Annotated in this window: 19 protein-coding genes and 1 pseudogene; 8 read left to right on the forward strand and 12 right to left on the reverse strand. The window is 60.6% G+C overall.

Annotated features, from left to right (window positions below; translation table 11 throughout):
- Positions 1–54: 54 nt before the first annotated feature.
- The 12 genes and pseudogenes from AC1RMF_RS19440 to AC1RMF_RS19495 all read right to left on the reverse strand — a co-directional run bounded on the left by AC1RMF_RS19440 (position 55) and on the right by AC1RMF_RS19495 (position 15478).
- Entirely contained in the window at positions 55–2163 is a 2109-nt protein-coding gene (locus tag AC1RMF_RS19440) for a DUF6600 domain-containing protein (protein ID WP_493143660.1), read from the reverse strand.
- 136 nt (positions 2164–2299) lie between these two features.
- Positions 2300–2971, reverse strand: a complete 672-nt coding sequence (locus AC1RMF_RS19445) for a glycine zipper 2TM domain-containing protein (RefSeq protein ID WP_342616559.1) — start codon at positions 2969–2971, stop codon at positions 2300–2302.
- 198 nt (positions 2972–3169) lie between these two features.
- Positions 3170–3628 (reverse strand): YccF domain-containing protein, encoded by a 459-nt coding sequence (locus tag AC1RMF_RS19450; RefSeq protein ID WP_493143662.1) that lies wholly within the window; start codon positions 3626–3628, stop codon positions 3170–3172.
- A 135-nt stretch (positions 3629–3763) separates the two neighbouring features.
- The gene (locus AC1RMF_RS19455) at positions 3764–4126 is read right to left on the reverse strand and encodes a signal protein (RefSeq protein WP_493143663.1); all 363 of its coding nucleotides are present in this window, start codon (positions 4124–4126) and stop codon (positions 3764–3766) included.
- A 132-nt stretch (positions 4127–4258) separates the two neighbouring features.
- Entirely contained in the window at positions 4259–6028 is a 1770-nt protein-coding gene (locus AC1RMF_RS19460; RefSeq protein WP_493143665.1) for a methyl-accepting chemotaxis protein, read from the reverse strand.
- Positions 6029–6097: 69 nt separating this feature from the next.
- The gene (locus AC1RMF_RS19465) at positions 6098–7753 is read right to left on the reverse strand and encodes a methyl-accepting chemotaxis protein (RefSeq protein WP_493143667.1); all 1656 of its coding nucleotides are present in this window, start codon (positions 7751–7753) and stop codon (positions 6098–6100) included.
- 79 nt (positions 7754–7832) lie between these two features.
- Positions 7833–8291, reverse strand: a complete 459-nt coding sequence (locus AC1RMF_RS19470; protein ID WP_342616555.1) for a cache domain-containing protein — start codon at positions 8289–8291, stop codon at positions 7833–7835.
- Between the two features lie 121 nt (positions 8292–8412).
- Entirely contained in the window at positions 8413–10968 is a 2556-nt protein-coding gene (locus tag AC1RMF_RS19475) for a bifunctional diguanylate cyclase/phosphodiesterase (protein WP_493143669.1), read from the reverse strand.
- A 45-nt stretch (positions 10969–11013) separates the two neighbouring features.
- Positions 11014–11364, reverse strand: a pseudogene (locus AC1RMF_RS19480) (methyl-accepting chemotaxis protein); the annotation flags it as partial.
- A 540-nt stretch (positions 11365–11904) separates the two neighbouring features.
- Positions 11905–12507: an ANTAR domain-containing response regulator gene (locus AC1RMF_RS19485; protein WP_493143671.1), complete on the reverse strand. Its 603-nt coding sequence runs from the start codon at positions 12505–12507 to the stop codon at positions 11905–11907.
- Between the two features lie 6 nt (positions 12508–12513).
- Positions 12514–14961, reverse strand: coding sequence for a PAS domain-containing protein (locus AC1RMF_RS19490; RefSeq protein WP_493143672.1), 2448 nt, complete (start codon positions 14959–14961; stop codon positions 12514–12516).
- Between the two features lie 67 nt (positions 14962–15028).
- Complete coding sequence (locus AC1RMF_RS19495) at positions 15029–15478, reverse strand: type II secretion system protein N (protein WP_493143673.1); 450 nt, start codon at positions 15476–15478, stop codon at positions 15029–15031.
- A 46-nt stretch (positions 15479–15524) separates the two neighbouring features.
- Between AC1RMF_RS19495 and gspG the strand changes: the two genes are divergently transcribed.
- Genes gspG through gspN form a run of 8 tightly spaced genes read left to right on the forward strand, consistent with a single transcriptional unit; the run spans position 15525 to position 21053 of the window.
- Complete coding sequence (gene gspG / locus AC1RMF_RS19500; protein ID WP_342616549.1) at positions 15525–15962, forward strand: type II secretion system major pseudopilin GspG; 438 nt, start codon at positions 15525–15527, stop codon at positions 15960–15962.
- The gene (locus tag AC1RMF_RS19505) at positions 15937–16440 is read left to right on the forward strand and encodes a prepilin-type N-terminal cleavage/methylation domain-containing protein (RefSeq protein ID WP_493143731.1); all 504 of its coding nucleotides are present in this window, start codon (positions 15937–15939) and stop codon (positions 16438–16440) included. Before gspG ends, AC1RMF_RS19505 begins: the two co-directional genes overlap by 26 nt.
- The gene (gene gspI / locus AC1RMF_RS19510) at positions 16437–16823 is read left to right on the forward strand and encodes a type II secretion system minor pseudopilin GspI (protein ID WP_493143675.1); all 387 of its coding nucleotides are present in this window, start codon (positions 16437–16439) and stop codon (positions 16821–16823) included. The genes AC1RMF_RS19505 and gspI overlap by 4 nt, the downstream gene beginning before the upstream one ends.
- Positions 16823–17512, forward strand: a complete 690-nt coding sequence (locus AC1RMF_RS19515) for a PulJ/GspJ family protein (protein WP_493143677.1) — start codon at positions 16823–16825, stop codon at positions 17510–17512. The genes gspI and AC1RMF_RS19515 overlap by 1 nt, the downstream gene beginning before the upstream one ends.
- Positions 17509–18486 (forward strand): type II secretion system minor pseudopilin GspK, encoded by a 978-nt coding sequence (gspK, locus tag AC1RMF_RS19520; RefSeq protein WP_493143679.1) that lies wholly within the window; start codon positions 17509–17511, stop codon positions 18484–18486. The genes AC1RMF_RS19515 and gspK overlap by 4 nt, the downstream gene beginning before the upstream one ends.
- A 13-nt stretch (positions 18487–18499) precedes the next feature.
- Positions 18500–19744, forward strand: coding sequence for a type II secretion system protein GspL (gene gspL, locus AC1RMF_RS19525; protein WP_493143680.1), 1245 nt, complete (start codon positions 18500–18502; stop codon positions 19742–19744).
- A complete protein-coding gene (locus AC1RMF_RS19530; RefSeq protein WP_493143681.1) occupies positions 19744–20235 on the forward strand; it encodes a type II secretion system protein M in 492 nt (163 codons plus the stop codon). Before gspL ends, AC1RMF_RS19530 begins: the two co-directional genes overlap by 1 nt.
- Positions 20236–20243: 8 nt before the next feature.
- Positions 20244–21053, forward strand: a complete 810-nt coding sequence (gene gspN / locus AC1RMF_RS19535; protein WP_493143682.1) for a type II secretion system protein N — start codon at positions 20244–20246, stop codon at positions 21051–21053.
- The last annotated feature ends 2 nt before the right edge of the window (positions 21054–21055 follow it).

Genomic DNA, 21055 nt, shown 5'->3' on the forward strand with positions numbered 1-21055 from the left:
AGGCGATTAGCCTTTTCGCCACAACCGTTTGGCGTTCAAACGGACAGAATCCGGTCAACGCTTGTGGGCGGCCTCCTCTTCAGCCCGCTTCTTTTCTTCCTCCAATTTCAGTTCAGCTGCCGATCGGGGCGCGGGCACATGCATTTCTTTGGCTGGCGGCCTGGATTCTTCGGTTTTCGGTGCCATGGGTCTTACAGCATTCTGTTGAACTTTGGCGGCCTTTGCTGCCTCGGCTCTTAGGGCTTCGGCTCTTGCCATATCGGCCTTTGCGGCGTTCGCACGCGCCGCGTCGACCTTTGCTGCCTCAGCCTTCATGGCGGCGGACCTCGCTTCTGCTGCACGTGCTGCGTCGACTTTGGCAGCTTCGGCCCTTGCAGCATCGACTCTGGTGGCATCAGGCCTGGATACTTCAGCCTTTGGCACAGGGGCGTTTGCAGACTTCGCAGCATCCGCAGCCTTGACAACATTTGCAGGTGCAGTGTCGCTCTTTGCGTTATCGGTCCTGGCTGCATCAACACGCGTTGCCGCGTTTGCCGGCAATTCGGCTTTACGGGTTTCAGGTGTCTTTCCGGAGGGCCGGGTCGCCGGTGGCAAAGCTACTGACGCGAGCGTCTTGGAAGGCGCCAGAACGCTGACGACGGGCGCATTGGCTGTGGCCGCGGCCGGTTTCAATTGTCCGCGGTGCGTATCGTCAATGGGCGCGCCAGGCTTTGCAGCCAGCAATGCTTGCTGAGCCACGAATGGCACTGGGGGCGGTGGAGGTGCAGTGTGAGTGACTGCTGCCTGGGCATGTACCGGAGGTTTCACATCTGCGCCAGAAGAGCCTCCGTGCACGCTTTGCAGCACGGGAGCCACCGGCGCCGTCAGGACGATTGGTGCCGCCAGAGCTACCGTCTTCGATACCGGCAACACAGCCTTGGCCACCGGTTGGGATTGCGCAAACACGCGCTGGGGAACCGCCACCACCGCACCCGGTACCTGCTGGTTGGCATAGGTCTGCGTCACGTTGGTGTTGTTGTTCACTACCGTTGTATTTTTCGTGACATTGATGGTGTTGTAGACGTTGACGATATTTGCTGGCGCAATGACCGCGTTACTGCGGTTGATATTTTCGAAATAGCTACGGCTGACCTGGTATGTTGGTCTGTAGACCTCACGCGGTGCCAGCGGGAACCAACCTACCGATGCAGCCACGGCGCCTACGGCGAACACACCCTGAAAATTGGCCCCCCCGACAAACACCACCAGTGCTGGTGCATATACCGCCTGTTCGCGGGGTGGGCCGGGAACCCAGCACCAAGAGTTCCCCATATTGGCCCAGCGGCCATAGTGCGACACTGCATAGCCCCACGGCGCATCATCCACCCAAGTCCAACCCCAAGGGTCGATCCAGGCCCAGCGGCCATCGCGATAAGGTGTCCAGCCTGCGGGTACGTGCGATGGTGTCCACACGTATCCGTAGTTTGGATCGGCCCGCCAGGTTCCGTTCGAGTCAAGATCTTCATAGCCTACAACTTCACTCGACACATAACGAGCGGATGGCGAGTTGTCTGCGCGGCCGTCCCGTTCACGCGACCAAAGCTCCAGATCATCACCATAAGGTGTTGCAAGGATGTCGTAATCTGACAGATCGTTGCCATAGAAGCGGTACCCCCGGTGCGACGTGACGGCATAAGAAGCGCCATCCCCATACACTTCGGCTTCGCCGTTTTGAACCATTACTGCTGTCGAAGCGCCATTCGGGTCTACGTCGACGCGGTACTCGCCCGGATGATGCAGCACGAATGCCAAATTGGGCGTGTCTATCTCAAAAGTCTGGTTTTGCGCCATGCGTCGCACTCTCAGCTTAAGTGACCCCTGCGAGATCTGCACCTGCGCCATCTGATCATCCAGATTGAGAACAGTCACACTGGTGGCTACACCCAATCGAATATCCGCTCCGCCAATCTGCACTTCTGCGCGTGAACGGTCCTCTACCCATAGACGGTCACCCGTGGTTACCGGGCGATTCAGTGCGGCCTGTATCCAATCGGTTTGACCCGCTGGGGCAAAGCTCACCGTGCCGCTGACATAGCCAAGGCGGGCAACTCGAGCGGGAGGTTCGGCCGTGGCTATCGCGCACACCGAGAGCAAGACGACGCTGACGAACGCTTTGAGCCCCATGCCAATGATTGCTGTATTCATGGTGTTTTCCTTTGCAGAAGTCCGTGCCTACACGGGCACCATTCGATCCGCTCTTCAGGCTAACCAGCAAATGCTGAAATGGCTGTGCGCTGGCATACGCAACGAGTAGCGCGACTTAGTCCCTATGCCAATCACCATGTTCGTCGTGATGCTCATCCCGCCAGTCATGGCGATGATGAAAACGCTCTCCCAGGTGGACCGGATACTCGTAGTACGGCTGGTAAATGGTGCGTGACTCAATGATTGTGGGCTGCTGATATGGGTAAATCGGCGCAGTCACCACCTCTTCCACTGGGTATTCAGGCTGCACTTGGGCGCTAGCGGGAGACACTTGAACGCGGATGGTGGGACCCGGGTCGTTAGGCATTTGAACCGAGTAACGGCGCCCCCCAAACAAGTAGGTCACGTTGTAACCGACAGTCCGGTTCTCGTAGAAGTTTTGGGTTGAGCAATGCTGAACGTTCTCGAGGTGACTCGCAGGAGCCCCCTCAATACGGTCGCCCAGGACCGCGCCGCCCACAATGCCAAGCATTGTCGCGGCGACATTGCCAGAACCCCGACCAATGGAGTTGCCAATGGCGCCACCGGCAATAGCGCCCATGGCGGCGCCTGCTCCAGACTTCTGCTGTTGAACTTCAACCTGTTGCGTTGAGCAAACCTGCCGTGGCACAGCGACTTGCTGAAGTATGGGCTGGGACGACAGCACGCGCCCGAAGTCGTCAGCAAGAGCGACACCCGAGGAAACCAGGGCCACTGAGAGAATCGCCAATTGTTTGATTGCAGACATAGGGATCTTTCTTGAGTTGAACCAGGTGGTTCGCCATTCAGGCCGTGCGTTCAAGATATTGGCGCATGCCCTTGCTCCAAGAACGCAGGCCGACGACCATTCGCCTACCCCATCTCCTCGTCTGAACAGTCTGTTACCGGTATTTACAAATGCGCATGGGTGCTGACTGGGCGACAGCGTCGCACTCAGCCCCCACCTTCAATAAGGACGTTGACGTGTCACATGCATTTGTGCAGCGTACAGCCGGGCGGACAGGGCCTCTTCGCTGCTGACAATCGTTTTGCCAACAGGCGCCAGGGCCAACCCAGCCAACTTCAAGTGTTGAATTCCGAACGGAATGCCGATGATGGTGATAAAGCAAGCGCATGCTGTGATTACGTGCCCAATCGCAAGCCATACGCCGGCGACCAGAAACCACAGGATGTTGCCAACCATGCCCAAGGCGCCTGTTCCAACGTCTTCGGCACCAGTCAGCTCAGCGCGACTGATTGCCTCCTTGCCGAAGGGCAGGAAGGCAAACCGACCTATGACAAAGCAGGCCTTGGCCCAGGGCAGCCCCACGATGCTGAGCGCACAAATGATGCCGGCGAGCCACCATCCAAGGCCCATCCAGAAGCCGCCGAAGACAAACCACAAAACGTTTCCAATTGTTCTCATTTATTCCTCCCCCACTCGCCACCAATGTACCCCAATCGATTGGCTGAGTCGCTCACCGGGACAGGAATGTTGCCCGCAAATCGACCAGCAAAAAAGGGTGCCGAAGCACCCTTGGTTGTTGCCGTTGCCGCAGTCTTACTTGCCGCAGGTCTTGCCGTGGTCACCGTGATAGCCCTTTGCCTTGGCGTCCGCTTCCGCCATGTACTCACCGGCCTTGGTCTTGCCATAAGACTTGGAACCTTCACAGTGGTAGACCTTGGACTTGGTGTTCACCCAAACCTTGCTGTCTCCACCCGTAGCAGCGACAGCCGCCGCAGGCGCAGCACCCTTTGTGGCGGCAGTCGTGGCTGGCTTGGCAGCCGGGGTAGCGGTTGCAGGGGCCGTTACAGCGGCAGGTGCACTTGCTTTGGCGGCTACAGGTGCAGCTGTTTGCGCAAATGCCGAGGCAGCGCAGAGCAGGCCGAGAGCGATGGTAAGAGCACGAACTTGTGAACGCATTTGAAATTCCTTTGCAGTTTGCAGCGGGCTTCAAAACACTTGAAACCCTACACCTACAACGCTCTTGCTGATATGCCGTCTACACGAATGTGTGAAGATTGAGTGAAGCTGGGCACTATGGCATTGCCCAGCCTAAAACGTTTCCCAATCATCCTCACCCGCAGCAACTGCCACCTTGGCTTTGGCGGCCAGCTTGGGCAAGGAAATCGGCTTCTTCGCAGCAGGCTTGGGGGCAGAAGTAGTGGCGGCAGGCTTGCTCTCCAGACGTCGTTCGGTGCCCTTGAAGGGCACAGCCTTGGATGCAGGTGCGCGCACGGTTGTCTTCACCACGCTGGCTTGTGCATTGGCGCCCAGGTTGAAGACGGCCACGGTTTCCACCAAATCGCCGGCTTGTGATCTGAGGCTGCTGGCGGCGGCAGCCATCTGCTCTACCAGTGCGGCGTTTTGCTGGGTGGCCTGGTCCATCTGGGTGACGGCCTCGCCCACCTGGGCCACGCCTGCGGCCTGTTCGTTGCTGGCCGAGCTGATCTCGCCCACCAAGTCGCTCACCTTGCGGATGGAGCCGACCACTTCGGCCATGGTGGTGCCGGCCTCGTCAACCAGCACGGTGCCCTGCTCCACGCGCTCCACACTGGCGTTGATGAGGTTCTTGATTTCCTTGGCGGCCTCGGCGCTGCGGCCTGCCAGGGAGCGCACTTCGCTGGCGACCACGGCAAAGCCGCGGCCCTGTTCTCCGGCACGGGCTGCTTCCACTGCCGCGTTGAGCGCCAGGATGTTGGTCTGGAAGGCAATCCCATCGATCACGCTGATGATGTCGGATATCTTCTTGGAGGAGTCGTTGATTTCCTTCATGGTCTCCACCACGCGGGCAACCACTTCGCCACCGCGCACGGCCACACTCGATGCATTGCTGGCCAGCTGATTGGCTTGGCGCGCATTGTCGGCGTTGTGCTTGACCTGTGCGCTGAGCTGCTCCATGGAGGCGGCCGTCTCTTCCAGAGCACTGGCCTGGCTCTCGGTGCGGGACGAGAGATCGGAGTTGCCTTGCGCGATCTCGGCGCTGGCCGTGGCCACACCTTCTGAGCCCGCGCGCACCGTGGTGACCACGCGGGTGAGCGAGGCTTGCATACGTGCCATGGCGGCCATCACGCTGCCAGTGTCGCCAGAGCGCACCTGCAAGGGTGCATGCAGATCACCTTCAGCCACCTGGCCCGCCACTTCAGACAGTTCGCCGGGTTCGGCACCCAGGGCGCGCGACAGGTCGCGTGAAACCAGCCAGCCGATCAAGCCACCGATGATGAGCATGAACACGGCTGCCGCACCCATGACCACGGTGGCAGAATTTGCAGTCGCAATGGCCTCGTTCGCCACTTCATCGGCAAACTGCTTTTGCAAGGTGCGCGAGTCATCAACCGCTTTGAAATACGTAGCCTGCAATGGTCGCACTTCATCCAGCAACACCTTGCTGGCTTCAGCCTTGTCACCCTTCTCGATGGCGGCGATAACTTTGTCCATGGCTTTGCTGTAGAGCGGACGCGTATCGTTGATGGCCTTCATCAGCTCAACGCCCTTGGGCTTGACGATGATTTCGTTGAGCTCCTTCAGCAGTGCGCCGTTGGACTCCTTGGTCTCGGCCCGCTTCTTCTGCTCGGCTTCGCGCACTGCAGGATCATCGTATATCAGCATGTTGCGCACGGCCCGTGCGTTGGTATTGAGGTTGTCCATGAGCAGCGTGAACTTCGCCACTTTGACCATCTTGTCACCCGACACTTCTTGCAGGTTCGCCGCAAGTGTGTGCATTTTGACGGCACTGTAGGCGGCTACGCCAACACCGATAAATGCAACGGTGCAAAAGCCGAGGGCGAGTCGGCTCGACACCTTCATTCCGCTAAAAATTGACATGTCCAACCTGTTTGTAATAGTGAAGACTTGAGAGGTTCAAGGGCAACCCACAAGGCGCGATGCATGCTATCACGCCCCTTGCAGCAAAGGCCCAGAATTGCCCTGAAGCAACGCACGTGTATTTGCTGCGGGCAAATGCAGCGGCGCGTTGTCTTTGTGCCCGGCATCCGAGACATGGAATACCGATATGGACTTCACCAGAACAGCGGCCTGCAACTTCAGAGACTCCGCTGCGGCAGCGCTTTGCTCCACCAGTGCAGCGTTTTGCTGGGTGCTGCGATCCATATCCGATACCGCTTCGTTCACACCATGGATTTCGTCCGCCTGAGCCGCAGTAGCTTGAGAAATTTCGGCCACCAGGGTGCTCACGCGCCCGATGGAAGCCACGATCTGGCGCATGGTCTCGCCCGCGGCATGGACCTTGGTCGTGCCGGAGGCCACCTGATCGGCAGAGGCGCTGATGAGCGTGCGGATTTCTTTTGCCGCATTGCTGCTGCGTTGGGCCAGTTCCCGAACCTCGCTGGCGACCACGGCAAAGCCGCGACCCTGCTCGCCTGCACGCGCCGCTTCCACCGAGGCGTTGAGCGCCAGGATGTTGGTCTGGAACGCAATGCCGTCAATGGTGCCTATGATTTCGCTGATGCGTTTGGCCTGCACGCTGATGGCGTCCATGGTGGTCACCACCTCGGCCACATCGCTGCCACCCTTTTGCGCGATCTGGGCGGATTCGGAAGCAAGGTCACGCGCACGTCTGGCCGTGTCGGAGTTGACGCGTATGGTGTTGGTCAGATCGGCTACCGATGCCGATGTGGCCTGCAGCGCCGAAGCAGTCTGCTCGGTGCGGCTTGCCAGGTCGTTGTTGCCGGTGGAGATTTCGCTGGCGGCGGTGTCAATCTGCTCGGCACCATTGCGGATCTCTGCAATCATTCCGTTGAGGCGTTGCGTCACCTCACCCAACGCATTGAGTACCTGGCCGGTTTCATCGGTACCAGCCTGTGCCTGGCGCAAACGCAAGTTGCCGGATGCCACATCTCTGGCAATGGCCACCGCTTCGCGCAGCGGCTGCACAATGCGTCGGGCGATATACCAGGTCAGAAACACGCCTAGCAACAGCGCCAGTGCAGCCATACCAACCGACGTGCGATTACCCGTAACCAGACTGGCCAAGGCTTTGTCACCACTGGCGTCCGCCTGTTCAACCTCGTGTTTGAACAGCTCACTGGATAGGGCGCGGGTTTCGCTGTAGGCCGTCTCGGCGGTGCTCATCATGATGGCCGCAGTGCTCAGGTCGGCGTCCTTCATGTCCAGGGTATCCAGCGCGGCCTTGGTGTATTTCTGAAAGGCGGCACTCAGGCGCTCCAGCTTGGCCGTGGAGTCGGTATCACCGGAGAACAGCTCGCGCAACTGGTCCAGCTGCGCCTGCGTGGCCTTGAGTTCGGCGGCAATCTTGCCGTCCAACGTCTTGATGACATCTGCCTTGAGGCCGGCACCGGCAAAGGCCATGCTTTGCATCACCATCCCGTTCACGGCAACCACGCGCTCGCGCACGTCTGCCACGTGCGTCACGTTCACAAAACTTTTTTGGGTAAGGAATTCCAGCGTTTGTGAAGTCTTCTGCGAAGTCCACACACCAAAGGACGACACCACCAGCAGGCACAGCAGGACCATGGAAGGTGCCAGTGCCACTTTGGTCATCAGAGACAACCTGTCAAATTTGAAAGTCATGGGGATTGCCCTCTCGTTGCATCAAGCGAAAAATTGGAGGGGATCGGCTCCGGCTGGAGCCAAACCCCTCCGGTATTGCTTAGCGGTAAACGCCCACCAGAACGATGCCGTCGAATCCGGGGATCTTCTTGACGTAGGAAGACTTGGGCTCCACCTTCTTGCTAACGGGGTTGCTGAAGTCGTAGTCCACCCAGCCTTCACCCTTGGTGCCGGTGGCGATCAGTTCCTGCACGAAGAGCTTGCCGTTCTGGTCCTTGAAGTCGATCAGGTTCTTGCCGACGAGCTTTTCATTGGCACCGTGGGCCAGCACCACACCCTTGGTGTCCTGCACGACTACATACAGATCCTTCTTGGTCCAGGTCGCCTTGTCGGTATTGAAGTCGTTGAAGGCAGTGGTGTTGCCCACCTGTTTGATATGGGCCAGGGCTGCATTGACCAGCGCTTTGGCTTCGTCCTTGGTGCCATGGTCTTCAGCCATGGCAGACAGGGACAGGAATGCAGAAACGATCACAACGAGAAAAGCACGGAAGATTTTCATGGTTTGCTCCAATATTGGGCGAATGAACGGCGGTATCTGGAAAGACCGTCTTCACCCTTGTAAAAATTAATAGGTGAGAAAAAAGTGGTTACTTAAATACGTACGCGGTTGGAGCCTCCTTTCAGCGCTTCAATTCGGAAAACTGGGAAATCTCGCGCAGCTGCACTTGCAGCAGACTGGTCATGGAACTGGCCTCTATGGCCTTGGAATACAGCCAGCCCTGGTACAGCTCGCAGCCGTGCTGGTGCAGGAAGCCGAGCTGCTCAGGCGTCTCAACGCCTTCGGCCACCAGTGTCATGCCCAGGCTGTGAGCCAGCAGGATGATGGCTTTGGCAATGGCCACATCATTCATGTCATCGGGCACGCCTTCGGTAAAGCGCTTGTCTATCTTGAGCTTGTTGACCGGCAACACCTTGAGGTAAGCCAACGATGAATAGCCGGTGCCGAAGTCATCCAGCGCGACCTGGCAACCCAGGGCCACCAGTGCATTGAGTTGCTCGCGGGCCTGCTCGGGCTGCGCCATGGCCACGGTTTCCGTAATCTCGACGACCAGCAAGTCAGCCTGCGCACCCGCGGCCTGCAGCTGGCGATGGACTCTTGCCGGCAGATCCGCCTGGCGGAACTGCTGCGCCGAGAAATTCACGGCAACGCACAGTGGCGTACCTGCGTCAGCCCACTGCGCGATCTGCTGGCAGGCGGCTTCCAGCACCCACTCTGAAAGCGGCAATATCAGGCCGGTGGATTCGGCCAGCGGAATAAAGCGCGAAGGTGACACATCGCCAAGCACTGGATCATTCCAGCGCAGCAGCGCCTCTGCACCCACGATCAGGCCTGTGGACACATCCACCTGCGGTTGGTAATGCAGTTGCAGACGCTTCTGCAGGATCGCGTCCTTGAGGCGGCCATGCATGCGCATGTCTTCGCGCACCTTGGCATCCATGTCCTTCGAATAGCAGGCATAGGTGCCACGACCGGCGCGCTTGGCCTGGTACATGGCCATGTCCGCGTAGCGCAGCAGGGTTTCGCTGTCACGACCGTCGCTGGGGAAGAAGGCCAGACCCACGCTGGCCCCGGAATGCACTTCCTGGTCCTGCAACGGATAGGGCAGTTGAAGATGGGTCACGATTTTGCTGGCGACGCCCAAGGCCTCGCTGACGTCCGACAGGTCCGTCAACAGAATGGCAAACTCGTCGCCCCCCATGCGGGCCAACGTATCACTCTCCCTGAGTTGGCTGCGGATTCTGGCACCGGTCTGCACCAGGAGCGCATCACCGCTCGCATGGCCAAAGCTGTCATTCACATTTTTGAAGTCATCCAGGTCAATGAACAGAATGGCCACCTGCTGCCCATTGCGCGCGGCACGTGCCACGGCTTGACCGAGTTGCAGCCGGAACAGCCAGCGGTTGGCCAGACCGGTAAGTTCGTCATGGGTGGCGCGGTGGCGCAATGACTCTTCAAAGCGTTTGCGCTCCGTCAGATCGCGTATGTAGGCGATGGCGTAGGGAACGCCATCCTCGACCCAATGGCCCAGGGAGATATCCACCGGCACGGAAGTGCCGTCCTTTCGCTGCAGCCGGATATCCATCAGACCCATGGCGCGGGAATGGGGTTTGGTGAAGTAGTCCTGAATAGAGCGCGCGTGCTTCTCACGCAGGGGTTCCGGCAGGAAGATCGACACATTCCGGCCAACGAGCTCCTCGCTGACATAGCCGGTCAGCTCCTTTACAGCGGGGTTTCCGAACAGAATGACGCCGCTGGTATCCACCCACATCACGGCATCGGGTGCGGCCTCCAGAATGTGCTGCTCCCGATTGAGTTGCATCTGCAATCGCACCAGCGGACGACTGATCGATTCGTTGAACGTGGCATGAAACAGGTAAAGAAAGGCCACCAGCATGTAGAAGTAGCCCGATGCGCTGGAGGCATCGCTGATGTTGATCCCGGTCTGCATGAAGCACAACGCCGATACGCCCAGGAACGCGGCAGAGAACCGCAGCGCGACCAGGCATTCGTTCTGCAAGGCCTTTCTTCGGGTCCAGAGCACGACCACGGCTATGGCACTCATTGCCACAACGGCCCACTCGAATCCGGGAAGCTCCGGATTTTGATTCTGTAGCCCGGGCAGAAACTCTGCCAATTGATCGGACCAGTGCAAGCCCGCGTATCCCAGCGAATAGGCCACCACCAGCATGGCGACAACGGCCAGGCGCCTTGTTCTCGGAGCAATTCCCGAGCTCCTGCGCGACACCGTGTAGTACAGCAGTGATGCTGTCGCCAGCAGTCGCGTGGCAAGCCAGAACACGGTGGACATCAGCGGCGCGTCCAGACCGTAGCGCCCTGGCAAGCCAAAGAGGCTCAACAGATGGATCAGGTTGAATACCGCAACACCGAGAAAGCCCACACCGAGCAGCGTCGCCGCCCCCTGTCGCGTGGACGCAATCGCCCGGTACCCAGTGATGAACACCAGTGTCGCGAGGACGACGCAGAGTATTTCTGCCGACGTCTGCCAAAGTTTGAAATCCCTGGCATCACCCCATGCGGACTGCCCGTCTTGCGTCAAACGCCACAGCAGCGGCATGGCCAACGTCAGCAGGACCCAGCCAACAGCCATCTGGTAGGGATGCGCATGCGTTGCCTGCGCATAGTCAACGGGTTCAGTTTGCGTGTACGGCGGCATCTGAAAAAACTCTCACAGCGTCCATTAGCAATTGCGCCTGTTCACTCATGTGCTGGTCGCAGCACTGCTCTGCTCAACCATGGTGGCGTTTTGCCGTGCAGCCTCTTCCAGCGAGGCCATGACATCTCCAACCTGCGAGATCTCCAGGTTCTGTTCCTTGGCTGCTGCGGATGAACGCCCGGCAAGGCTGCGCACTTCAGGAGCGAAGAATGCAAGCCCGCGCCCCTGCTCACCCGCGCGCGCGGCTTCCACCGCTGCATTGAGTGCCAGGATATTGGTCTGGAAGGCAATCCTGTCGATCACGCTGATGATGTCGGCAATGCGGCGGCTCAATTCAGAAATCAGGTCCATGGTGGAGACCACATTGCCCATGGCATTGCCCCCTTGCTCAGCCACTTTCAGCACCCGCTTCAACGGCGTGCTCTGCTGGTTTTCTATGGCAGCGTCCATCACCGCCAGACTTGCCACGACCACGGTCGCCACACCCAGTACCATGCCGACACCCAGACCGATGGTGCCCACGGTGGCAACGATGACTGCACCCGAGAGCAACAAAGGCCGCGTTGGCGTACGTGATGTGGCTTTGGGTATCGGTGGTAGACAGCAGAGTCTCATCACCAGGAACGCGTACTCGCGCTGCGAAACCGGCAGGTTGGTCCGCATGGCACTAGTCCTGTACCAAACGGTTCAGGCAGGCGTCAATTGCCAATCGCAGCTGCAGATAGGGAGAGTCTGGTTTGAAATATGAATCGAACACGTCCGCCTCGCGTACCTTTGGTCACTGTTGCCATGCGCTGCGAGCGCGATGGATCAGATTGGCAAGGCGTGTTCAGGGCCTCAAAGTCTGGTAGGCGGGGTTACGGCACTTCCAGATGAATTGAATTTCAGGTTATCTCAGTTTTGGCAAGTTGTCTATCGACCCTAACCATTACATAGCTACAGACTCAGAATAGATCCGGCCTGAATCAGTTCGGTCGCCAGCTCGGAGAGTTTCATGCGTCGCTTGCGCGCCGCATTGCGCAGCAGGTTGAATGCATCGTTGCGCTGGAGCTTGTGCTGCATCATGACGATGCCCACCGCCACATTCACATCGCGCTCCGCCTGCAGTGCGTTCTGCAGTTGTACGCTGTTGACACGCAGCGTTTTCAGCTCCCGGGCGCGCGCCATGGCAGCCTCTATCGTCGGCACCATCTGCTGGATATCCATGGGCTTGACCAGATAACCCAGAGCGCCTGCGGCAGAGGCCTTCTTGACCGTTTCATCGTCGCTGTAGGCACTGAACATGATGAATGGCAGATGGTAGAAGTCACGCAACTTCTCGGCCAGGGTCAGGCCACCCTGCTCCGGCATCTGCACGTCCAGAATGCACAGGTCGGGCCGAATGCCGCTTTGAAGCACCGTGACCGCTTCATCATGCGAATCGGCCAGACTCACCTCGTAGCCTGCATGACGCAATCCACTGGAAAGCGTGGCAAGAATCAATCTGTCGTCGTCAACCAACAACAGGTAGGGCTGTTTACCCAAACCTTCATCAATCAAATTTATTTACTCCCATTGACCCAGTGTGATGACGGGAGCTCCCAACTCCAGTATGGTCACCACCTGATTATTCTGTGTGTTTCTGGTGAGCGTTGCGCTCTGCCGTGGCAAAAGCGTCTCCGCCAGCTGCAAGCCTACCTGTTTGCCGACTGCGTTCTGGCTCCAATCGCCGTAGTTGCTGATCACAATGCGAACCACGCTTTCGGTCTCTCCTTTTTCCATGGCGATACGCACCGAGCCCTTTGCTGCATCACCATGCTTGACGGCATTGAGTATCAGCTCATTCAATACCAGCGCAATGGGGACTGCTTCCTTGGATTCAATGATGCAGGGCTGCCACTGGTCCGGCCTGTGGAACGCGATGCTGACCTGGCGGGCCGCAGCAATGCTGGAGGCAATGGATTCCGTCAACTCACACAGCCGAACCTGCGATAGCGAAGTCTCACCCTGCAAGCCATGTATGACCGAAATGCTCTGGATCTGGCTGATCACCTGAGTCAGCGGCTCCATGGTTTCGGGATGGCTGCGACCGAACTCCCGCAATATGCCGATCATGCCTTGCAGGTTGTTCTTGACCCGGTGATGTACTTCGCGCACCAGAGCGGTTCGATGCGCCTCCTGCTCCGCCTCGCGCTGCACTTGCTGACGCTTCCTTTCGGTGACGTCGGTCAGCGTGCCCACATAGCCCACTACGGAAGCGCTGTCGTTTTTCACCACGGAAAGGTTGGTGACGATGGAAATCGAATCTCCAAACCGGCTATGCGCCAGGAATTCGTCGCTGGCTTCGCCGGTTTGCGCCAATCGCCTCCAAAAGGCGGCTATGCGTTCAGGGTCGTTCTGTCCATGCGCCAGCAACACCTCCGGCCTTTGGCCTCTCAACTCCTCGATGGAAAGGCCGGTCATCTCGGAGAACGCGCGATTGACGCGCCTGAAATGGCGCTCGTCATCCAGGATGTACATGGGCAATTGGCTGTCAAACGCGATGGCTGCGGTGCGCAAGTCGTCATCACGCTGCTTGATTTGGGAGAAGTCGGTGATGGTGCCCACCATGCGCAAGGGATGGCCCTTGTAGTCGCGTTCCACCACCAGGCCACGGGACAGGACCCACTTGTAGGAATCATCCTTGCAACGGATGCGAAACGTCGTGGCATAGGACGGCGACTCCCCGTCCATGTGGGCCCTGCCGACCGCAACCACCCTCGCGTAGTCCTCCTGGTGGGTACGAACTGCCCATTCGTCAATGGTGCTGGGCAGCTCACCGTCCTCAAAGCCGAGTATTTCATTGCATCTGCGTGAGTAGAAGGCGTGCCGGGTTACAAAGTTCCAGTCCCAGACACCATCCCCAGAACCTTCCAGGGCAAATTTCCAGCGTGCCTCGGACTCGGCCAGACGAGCCAGACTCCTGTGCTGCGACTCGACCATGCGGTTGAATTGCTGGGCCACGGTCTGTATTTCCAACGGGCCGCTGGGCACCACGGGAATCGGAATTGCAGACTCCGTATTGTTCTGCGATGCCTGCGCCAGTGCGGTTATGGGTGCAGCAATGAGTGAGGCAATGCCCCAGGCCAAGCCCAAAGAGGTCAGGACCAGTACCAATCCTGTGAACAGGGTTTGCCTGCGCAACGCGTAATAGTCGGCCAAGGCGCGGTCTTCCGACACGCCGGCAACCACACGCCAACCTGTCGCGGGATTTGTCTCATAGGCGACCAGCTTGCTCACACCTTCTACGCTCTGCACTTGCAACACGCCTTCGCGTTGCAAAGTAAATGCGGGTGAGAGCCCCAGAGGACCGGGCTTGCCGATCCAAGCCTCGGGGCTTTGTGTGCGCAGCAAGAATTTGCCATCGCGGTCCAGCACGGCAACCGCAACGGTGCTGGGGATCTTGGCCAGCAGGCGCGCGTTGAGACGCATCAAATCGATGGATGCGCTGATGAAACCTGTTCTGCGGCCCATGCGGTCATGGGTTGGATAGGTGAAGACACTGACCCATCTGCCGCTCAAGCGCCCCTGAAAAGCGTCGCTGGCATGAAACCCCTCGGCGGCAATTGCAGTCTGTACCCAGGCAAAGTCCTTGGCATCCTGGGCAGGCGTGGGGTTGGGCAGATACGAATACAGGTTGTTGGCATTCAAATCATGCAGCGTCAGGTTGTTCACCAGCGGATGAATTCCCATGAACTGTTCGGCCTGGAAGCCTGGCATCTTGACAGGCGGATTGCCCTTGAACTCCTCGGCCAGCAGACGCATCATGGCTTCGTTGTCACGCAGCGTCAGGTCTATGGCCATGGAGGTTGTGCGCGCCAGCTCGCGCATCTGGGCCACTGCGGCTACGCGTGCCGCGTTCTGGTCATTGGCCAGAAACTGACCGAATACAAAAACCCCCAACGGAATCCAGCATGCCAGCACCAGAATGAAAAGCCACGTCCGGATGGATAGTTTGTATTTTGTAATTGACATTGATCAATGATCCAAGCACTGCCCCGCAGCTTGCGAAGATCATAGACAAACTATCCAGCAATCCGGCTTACGGACGTGTCGGCAGCTCCAGGCGCATACGCACCGGTCCCTTGGCATCACCGGACAACGCCACGCGCCGCGACTCGACGGATTGCAGCACCAGCCCTTCTTCCAGTGTGCTGCCCACACGATACGGTTTGGGCGGTTTGCCATCGATGGACAGCAGAGCCACACCCTGACCACCGGGAGACGCAATGATGCCGGTCAGACGGATGCGGCTGGCTGCATCCACTGTCGCGGTATTGCCCATCGGTGCGGCCACAGCCCCCAACAGCCGTGCGATTTCCTCCGGCTTGGCCAGGACGGCATCGTTGGCAGCGGCTGGAGCCGGCAGCTCTCGGCCCAACTCCTTGGACGGCCAGTGCAACACCCAGTAGCCAACGCTCAGCGCCAGCAGCAGTCCGAGCACAAACGCAGACAGGCGCGGTATCCAGAGGTTGGGCGTGGTAACTTGCATATTCGCGATTATCATCGTGACGCCTTAGTCCCCAAGGGTTTGCCCAATGAATTTTGTTTCCGCTCGCACCCGCCGTCAGGCGCGGGGCTTCACACTGATTGAACTGATGGTGGTGCTGGTCATCATTGGCGTGCTGGCCGCGCTGATCGTGCCCAATGTGCTGGACCGAGCAGACGATGCACGCGTCACCGCCGCCAAGACCGATGTGGGCAACCTGGTGCAGGCACTCAAACTCTACAAGCTGGACAACCAGCGCTACCCCACCGCCGCGCAAGGCCTGCAGGCACTGGTGGCCAAGCCCACCACCGACCCGATCCCTCCCAACTGGAAACCGTATCTGGACAAATTGCCCACCGATCCCTGGGGCGGCGCTTACCAATACCTGAACCCGGGCATCAAGGGCGAAGTGGATGTGTTGTCGCTGGGTGCCGATGGCAAGCCTGGTGGCGAAGGCAAAGATGCGGATATCGGCAGCTGGCAGTAAGACATTCCCTGGAGGCCATGCACCAGCGCGCCAGCGCGGCTTCACGCTGCTGGAGCTGCTGGTGGTGGTCAGCATCATCGCCATGGCCACAGTGGGTGTGGCCTTTGCCATGCGCGACAGCGCGCAGACCCAGATAGAACGTGAAGCCCAGCGGCTGGCCGCCCTGCTGGAATCCGCCCGCGCGCAATCGCGCATGCTGGGCGTAGCCGTCAGTTGGCGCAATACAGGCAGCGGCTTTCGTTTTGATGGCCTGCCCAAGGATGCGTTGCCCGGCAACTGGCTGGATGCCGATACCACCGCGACACCCGCATTGCTGGAGCTGGGCCCCGACCCCATCATTGCGCCACAGGCGGTGACGCTGGGCAATGCGCGCATGGCCGGAGCTGTGTGGCGTGTACAAACCGACGGGCTGCGTCCGTTCACCGTGCAGCCAGTGGTTGCCGGACAAGCGGATGCACCAAGCGGAAATTCGCCATGAACCGCCCACACGCAGATGGCCTGCCACGCAAGCGGCACAACGGCTTTACCCTGATAGAAGTCCTGGTCGCACTGGGCATTGTGGCGATCGCACTGACCGCCGGCCTGAAGGCCACCGCCTCGCTGACCCGCAATGCGGAGCGTCAGTCTGACGCATTGCTGGCACAGCTCTGTGCCGAGAACGAACTCATCAAGCAACGCCTGGCACGCCAGATGCCTGGCGTGGGCGATACCGATACCGACTGCGAGCAGGCCGGCCAGCACCTGCGGGTGCAGACCAGCGTACGCCCCACACCCAACCCCAACTTCCTGCGCCTGGATGCGCGGGTATTCAAGGACACGGACGTGCTGATGCAGATCACCACCGTGATGGGGCGCAACTGATGCACAGCCTGCCCATCCCGACACCACGCCGGGACAGCCGGGGCTTCACTCTGGTGGAGTTGTTGGTGGCGCTGATGGTGATGGCCCTGCTCAGCCTGATGAGCTGGCGCGGACTGGATGCCATGGGCAAGGCGCAAGCGCAGACCCAGGCGCGCGCAGATGCGCTGCAGACACTGCGCAATGGCCTGGCCCAGTGGAGCGCCGACCTCGACGCCATGGCGACAGACCTGACCAACCCGCGCGCCATCAATACCTTGCCCAGCCCGCTCGAATGGAACGGCCTGGTGTTTCGCATCACACGCTACAGCAGCACGGCCGGTGCGCCCGGCCTGCGCGTGGTGGCCTGGACCAGCAGAGCCGAAAACGGACGCAAGGTCTGGCTGCGCTGGCAATCGCCGGTAGTGCAAAGCCGCAACGCCCTGCAAGACGCCTGGACCCAGGCCGCACTCTGGGCCCAAAGCCCCGATGACACAACCCGCAAACAGCAGGTGCAGATCGTGCCGCTGGTGGACTGGCAGATCTTCTACTACCGGGGCGATGCCTGGACCAACCCTGGTTCCAGCAGCGAGGCATCAGCCGTCAACCCGGACGGCGTGCGCCTGCAACTGACGCTACCACAGGACTCACCGCTGAGCGGCAAGATCAGCCACGACTGGATGCGCTCCACCGCTTCAGGAACCAAGTCATGACCCGCATGCTGCGCAATCGCGGTGCGGCCCTGCTCACTGCCATGCTTACGGTGACGCTGGTCGCCACTTTTGCCGCGGCCGCCCTGTGGCAACAGTGGCGCAGTGTGGAGATCGAAGCTGCCGAGCGCACCCGCACGCAAATGCAATGGGTACTTAACGGCGCCCTGGACTGGGCGCGCCTGATCCTGCAGGAGGACGCACGCAATGGCGATGTGGACCACCTGTCCGAGCCCTGGGCCTTGCCGCTGCAGGAGGCCCGCCTTTCCAGCTTCCTGGCCGTGGACAAGAACAACACCGACGACGCCATGGACGCCTTTCTGTCGGGCCAGATCAGCGACCAGCAGGCCCTGTTGAACGTGCGCAATCTGGTGCAGGACGGCAAGCCCAACCCGTCCAGCTACCTGGCCTTTGCCCGGCTGTTTGACACGCTGGGGCTACCCAAGGCCCAGCTCCAACGCATGTTGGACAACTATGCCGCCAGCGAAGCAAGCCGTACCGATACGAAGACGAACAACAATTCCGATACGGTACCGCTCAAACCCTATCGCATGGACCAACTGGTGTGGCTGGGACTGACGCAGGACACCGTGGATGCCCTTCTCCCCTACGCGACACTGCTGCCCGTGGCCACGCCGCTGAACCTCAACACGGCCGGAGCCGAAGTGCTGCACGCAGCCGTGCCAGGCCTGGAGCTGGCACGGGCCCAGCAAATGGTGACCGAGCGCGCCACCATGCACTACAAGACCGTTTCCGAGGCACTCAAGGCCGCCGGCATACGCGAGGGCTCCGCTACGCAGCCAGATGCCAAGGACTTCAGTGTGGGCAGCCACTACTTCGCAGTGCGCGGCCGTTTGCGCCTGGGAGACTCCGCCGTGCAGGAGGTCTCACTGGTAGAGCGCAACGGCACCGTGACCAAGGTGATCTGGCGCCAGCGCGAGGCGCTGCATGGCGCCACAACGGCTTCCCTACAATGAGCGCACTGAAGCCATGTCCACATTGATCCTCACCCTCCCACCCACCGCCGTCGCAGCCACGCCTGAATACGACTACGTGCTCACGCCAGACGGCCAGCAGGTGGGCGCCCACGGCCGTGCCGCGGCTTCGTTGCTGCCGGCGCAGCCAGGGCGCGGTACCGAAGTGGTAGCCCTGATTCCGGCGCAGTCCGTGTCCTGGCACTGTGTCACCGTGCCCGAGCGCGTGCTGCGCAGCCTGTTGAGCGCCCGCCTGGAGCCAGCGCGTGCACGCGCGGTGCTATCCGGCGTGCTGGAAGAGCAGTTGCTGGACGATGCCGACAACCTGCATTTCGCCGTCTTTGCGGCCATGACCAGCGAGCCGGCACCCGCTGCCAACGCCTGGGTCGCCATATGCGACCGCGCCTGGCTGCACGGCCACCTGCAGGCGCTGGAAGTGGCAGGCCGCGCGGTAAGCCGCATTGCGGCTGAGTGCACGCCGGCGCCCGCAGGCGCTGCCCACGCGCTGCTGGTAGGTGAAGGACCTGATGCCCAACTGCAGATCTGCGACGCCCAGGGCGTGCGCCTGCTGCCTTTGCAGGGTGCAGGCCTGGCATTGGCTATGGCCGATGCCGATCTGGAAATCCGCGCCGAGCCCGCGGCAATGGCTCTGGCGCAAACCCATTTTGGCAACCGCGTGTCGCTACAGTCCCATGCAGAGCATGTGCTGGAGGCCGCCCGCTCGCCCTGGAACCTGGCGCAGATGGAACTCACCGCCTCGGCCAGCGGCCGACTGGGCAAGCGCCTGCGTGCAGGCTGGCAACAACTGTTGCAGGCACCCCAGTGGCGGCCCGTGCGTTGGGGCCTGACCGCATTGCTGCTGGTGCATGTGGTGGCACTCAACGCCATGGCCTGGCAGCAACGACGCAGCCTGGATGAGCAGCGCAGCGCCATCCAGCGCGTGCTGCGCCAGACCTTTCCGGACATTCAGCTGGTCATTGACGCGCCGCTGCAAATGCAAAGGGCGGTCGATGACCTGGCGCGCGCACGCGGCATGGGGTCTGATGCGGACCTGGGCCGGGTGCTGTCTCTGGTCACCACCATGGCGCCGCCGACCACCGCCGTTTCCAGCATCGATTTCAGTGGCCGGCAGATTCGCCTGAAGACAACTGGCCTGCCGCCAGGCCATGTCACGGACCTCAACACGGCACTGGAGTCGCGCGGTCTGCGCTCGCGCCTGCAGGACGACGCGCTGGTGATCGAACCCAAGGAACAACGCTAATGGCCTGGCAGAAAACACTCCAAGTCCGCTGGGCCGCGCTGGCCGCACGGGAGCGACGTGGCCTGGCTGTTGCCGCACTGGTGGTCGTGCTAGCCGTCTTCTGGGGCATTCTGGTGGCGCCGGCATTGCGCACACTCAAGAGCGTGGAACCCCAGCGTGCCGCCTTGGCCGCCGAGCTGGAGCGCATGCAGGCACTGCAAGTGCGCGCCACCCAGTTGCAGGCCAAGCCGGCCCTGATTCCCAAAGACTCCCTCAAGACCCTGCAGTCCGCTGCCAACGCGCTGGGCAAGAACGCCACCCTGCAGGTGCTGGGTGAGCAGGCCACACTCTCGCTCAAACAGGTCAGTGCGCAGGATCTGGCGCAATGGCTGGCGCCGCAATCGGCTTCGGGCCTGAGCCCGGTGGAGGCCCATCTGCAGCGCGACGCCGGTTCGGCGCTGCCGCTGTGGACTGGCACGCTGGTGTTCCAATTGCCGCCCGCAGCGCGCTGAATCTCCCCATGGCCCGTCCACGCGCACGCTCCTCCTCCCGCATGTCGGCCAGCCGCGGCACCTGGTGGTGGGCGGGCATGGGCGCTTTGCTCGGAGCCATCGCCGCCACGCTGGTGTTTGCGCCCGCGGTATGGGTGCAGCGCGCCGCTTTTGCCGCAACCAACGGCCAGCTAGTACTACGCGAAAGCCGCGGTACGGTCTGGCATGGTTCGGCCCAGGTGGGCCTTACCGGCGGTCCCGGCAGCAGCGACGCGGCGCGATTGCCGGGTCGTGTGCATTGGGACCTGCGCCCCGGCCTAGGCACCATGCACCTGTCCCTGCAGGCCGACTGCTGTACCACCCAGCCCCAGCAACTGACATTCACACCGGGTCTGCGCGGATGGCGCCTGCAAGTTCTGCCTGGCGAATCCACCTGGCCTGCAGCCCTCTTGGCGGGCCTGGGCACACCCTGGAACACGGCGCAATTTGAAGGTTCGTTTCTGCTCCACACACCGGGCCTGACTCTTGTTTCCGCAGTGGACCGTATCCGCGTGGAGGGTGCCATGGTCCTGGAAATGCCAGCCCTGAGTTCCCGGCTTTCCACCTTGCGTCCACTGGGCTCATACAAGCTGTCGCTGCAGGGCGGTGACCAGCCGCAGCTGGACCTGAGCACGGTGCAGGGCAGCCTGCAACTGCAAGGCACGGGCCGCTGGACCGCGGCACACTTGCGCTTTACCGGCGAAGCGCGCGCCGATGCCGACCACGAAGCCGAGCTTTCCAATCTTCTCAACATCATGGGACGGCGCGATGGCGCGCGGTCTGTCATTACCCTGGGCTAGCA

The sequence above is a fragment of the Rhodoferax sp. GW822-FHT04A08 genome (assembly GCF_058801025.1).